Here is a 3,346-nt window from a genome sequence, read left to right as displayed (position 1 = left end):
GATATCTCGCAACGCCGAAGCCCACAGCGTCAGCGTATCTTCAACTGACGCGCCACCAATCATCAGATCCCGAATCATGGTCGCCCATGGATTCAGAACCTTCAGGAAGATGCAACTGTAATGCTAGCACTACTTTGGCAGATTGTTGGATTTGGGCTCTTTATTAGGATTCCCGAATCGATTTTTCAATGATTCATGGGTGGTCGGCTCTTGGAGGGCTGACCATGGCGGAATGGGAAGACGAACTCGAACGCTGGCTGAAGCCGTTCCTGGACCGGTTGGGTCATAAGACCGGCAGCGGATGTGTCCCCTGTACGTTGCGGGATTGATCGGCCCGGGCGATCGCAAGAGCGTTCAGCCGATGGCAGAACGCCTTGCAACCGGCAACTACGATCAGCTGCACCATTTCATCGCCGAAGGTGTCTGGGACGCATCACCGCTGGAATCTGAGCTGCTCAACCAGGCGGATCGGCTTGTCGGCGGCAAGGATGCGGTATTAGTCATTGATGACACCGCAATGCCGAAAAAGGGCGAACGCTCGGTTGGTGTCGCGGCTCAATATGCGTCCTCTCTTGGCAAAACGGCAAATTGCCAAACGCTGGTGTCGCTGACCCTTGCGCGCGGCGAAGTGCCCGTGATGGTCGCATTGCGTCTCTTTCTGCCCGAGAGTTGGACAGGCAATGTGTCTCGTTTGATGCGTGCTCGGGTGCCGATCGAACGTAAGCGTCGTGCTCAGGCCACGGCTTTGAGGGCTTGAGCGCGGTAGGACCAGGGCAATAGCTGGTCGATGTCGCGGTTGGGATGCCCTTTGACGATCCTGGTCAGGACGTTGGTGAGATAAGCGAGCGGATCGACGTCGTTGAGCTTGCAAGTCTCGACCAGGGACGCGACGACAGCCCAGTGTTCGGCACCGCCGTCGGATCCGGCAAACAGCGCGTTCTTGCGACTGAGCTTGATGCCACGGATTGATCGTTCGACGGTATTGTTGTCGAGTTCGATGCGGCCGTCATTGATGAAGCGCGTCAGTCCCTGCCAGCGCGAGAGGGCGTAGCGGATGGCGTCGGCGAGCTTGGTCTTCTGGCTGATGAGAGCCAGTTTGGCGCGCAGCCATACCTCGAAGGCATGGGCCAGTGGTCGGCTCTTCTGCTGCCGCACGAGGCGGCGCTCCTCCGCGCTGCGGCCGCGGATCTCCTTCTCGATCGCATAGAATGCGGCAATGTGCTTGAGCGCCTCGCTTGCGATCGGCGCCGGTCCGGCTGTCGCGAGTTCGTAGAAGTTGCGCCGCATGTGCACCCAGCAGAAGGCAAGCTCGACCTCGCCACGCTCGGCAAGCTTTGGATAGGCGTTGTAACCATCGACCTGCAGGACGCCCTTGAAGCCGGCAAGATGGCTGAACAGCCGCTCGGCCTTGCGGTCGGGTGCATAGACATAGGTGATGCCGGGCGGATCGAGGCCGCCCCAGGGCCTGTCGTCGGCGGCATAGGCCCAGAGCTGGCCGGTCTTGGTGCGCCCTCGACCAGGATCGAGCACCGGCACCGTCGTCTCGTCGGCGAACAGTTTGGATCTCGCGCGAAGCACCGTGAGAAGGCGCTCATGCAGCGGGCGCAGATGGAAGGCGGCATGCCCTACCCAGTCCGCCAGCGTCGATCGATCGAGAGCGATGCCCTGGCGGGCATAGATCTGGGCCTGCCGGTAAAGCGGCAGATGATCGGCATATTTGGACACCAGAACCTGGGCGACGGTTGCCTCCGTCGGCAGTCCGCCCTCGATCAGCCGGGCCGGAGCCTCGGCCTGCAGGACGCCGTCCTCGCAGGCGACAGGCGTATTTGGGGCGCCGGGTGACGACAACGCGGAACTGCGCCGGCACCATGTCCAGCCGTTCGCTCCTGTCCTCGCCGATCCGATGCAGTTCGCCCTGGCAGCAGGGGCAGATCTTGTCGTCGATGTCGACGACGACCTCGATCCGCGGCAGGTGCGCCGGCAGTGCTCCGCGATTGTTGCGGCGCTTGCGCGCCCGTTCGGCCCGGCCTTCCGGAGCTGTCTCGTCTTGGCTGGCTTCTGTACAGGCCGCAACCTGTTCGACGTCCTCGAGGCCTAGCAGCATCTGCTCCTCGGGAAGCGACTCTGCCTTGCGGCCAAAGCGATGACGCTGCAATTCCTTGATGATCTGGCGCAGCCGCTCGCTCTCATGCCGCTCGGCCAGCAGCATCGCCTTCAGCGTCTCGGGATCATCAGGAAGGTTATCGCTCACAGGCAAATCAGAGCATATTCGCGCCCGCCTGACGACGTGCTCGATGCCCCTGATTCACTTCGCCGCAGCGCGGCCCACAATTATCCGGCTTGCGTCGGGACGACCGTCTCCCGTGCCGCGTGAACACGCCGCCAATCGAGCCCTTCGAGCAACGCCGACAATTCCGCCGTCGACAAACGCATCACGCCGTCCTCGATCTTCGGCCAGCGGAAGACGCCTTCCTCCAGCCGCTTGGCGAACAGGCACAAACCCGTACCATCCCAAAAAATCAGCTTGATCCGGTCCGCCCGCTTGGCACGGAACACATAAACAGCACCCGAGAACGGATCGGCCTTCATGTGCTCGCGCACCAACATAGCCAGGCCCTCCATTCCCTTGCGGAAGTCGCCGGCTTGGTTGCCACCATCACCCGGACAGTTCCGGACGGGCCGATCACCGGCTTGCCTTCAGCGCATGGAGGATGGCCGCAATCATCGCCACGTCCGCGCCTCGGCCGACCCGGATCGTGACGCCTTCGGCTTCGATCTCGATGCACCCGGCATCGCAACGGCGAGCCCCGACATCCGGCTTGGCCTTACGTCGCGCTGTCTTGCGCTCATGGCCAGCAACCGCGACTGGTGCCATGGCGTCTACCACCGCCGGTACAAACTGCGGATCGTCCGCCATCGGCGCCGGCTGCCGGCGTGCTTGCCGGCGCCAGGTGAACACTTGTTGTGGGGTCAGCCCGTGTCGCCGGGCAATCTCGGAAACGACCGCGCCTGCGACCAGCGTCTCCTCGACAATCCGGGCCTTGTCGTCCTTGGAGAACCAACGACGGCGTCCCGTCTCCGTGATCACTTCCAGCCGGCGCGCCGTCACGTCCGACTTAAGCGTATGGTCAAGCATAGACACAAGCCGATCCCTTCAAAGAGATCGTGAAACTCGCCTATCCCATGTGCCGTGAGAAGGTGGGAGCGGAACGGCGCTTACGATCGAACACCGAACGGCAAGATCCAAGCCAGAAATCGCTTTGGCTGAGGTTGATCGAGCGATGGCAGCCAACGTGCGCTTTGGATGTGTGCTGGCGGATGCAGGATACGGGCTCAGCGCACCATT

Annotated in this window: 1 protein-coding gene and 4 pseudogenes; 2 read left to right on the top strand and 3 right to left on the bottom strand. The window is 62.2% G+C overall.

The features are described 5' to 3' along the window. Positions 1–188: 188 nt before the first annotated feature. Positions 189–724, top strand: a pseudogene (locus I6F28_RS36900) (IS701 family transposase); the annotation flags it as partial. An 8-nt stretch (positions 725–732) separates the two neighbouring features. On the opposite strand, the pseudogene tnpC reads toward I6F28_RS36900, so the two are convergent. The 3 genes and pseudogenes from tnpC to tnpA all read right to left on the bottom strand — a co-directional run bounded on the left by tnpC (position 733) and on the right by tnpA (position 3,136). Further along, positions 733–2,209: pseudogene (tnpC, locus tag I6F28_RS36895) on the bottom strand (IS66 family transposase). 122 nt (positions 2,210–2,331) lie between these two features. Beyond that, positions 2,332–2,631 (bottom strand): annotated as a pseudogene (gene tnpB, locus I6F28_RS36890) (IS66 family insertion sequence element accessory protein TnpB); the annotation flags it as partial. Positions 2,632–2,683: 52 nt separating this feature from the next. After that, positions 2,684–3,136 carry an IS66-like element accessory protein TnpA gene (gene tnpA, locus I6F28_RS36885; protein WP_225143897.1) on the bottom strand — a complete coding sequence of 151 codons (453 nt, stop codon included), beginning with the start codon at positions 3,134–3,136 and terminating at the stop codon, positions 2,684–2,686. A gap of 85 nt (positions 3,137–3,221) precedes the next feature. Here tnpA and I6F28_RS36880 point away from each other — a divergent pair. Beyond that, positions 3,222–3,346: pseudogene (locus I6F28_RS36880) on the top strand (transposase); the annotation flags it as partial.

It is taken from the genome of Bradyrhizobium sp. NBAIM14 (genome assembly GCF_020193895.1).
In the GTDB taxonomy this organism is placed as follows: Bacteria; Pseudomonadota; Alphaproteobacteria; order Rhizobiales; family Xanthobacteraceae; genus Bradyrhizobium; species Bradyrhizobium yuanmingense.
Note: the sequence above shows the minus strand (reverse complement) of the source record. Positions and strands in the feature narration are given on the sequence as shown.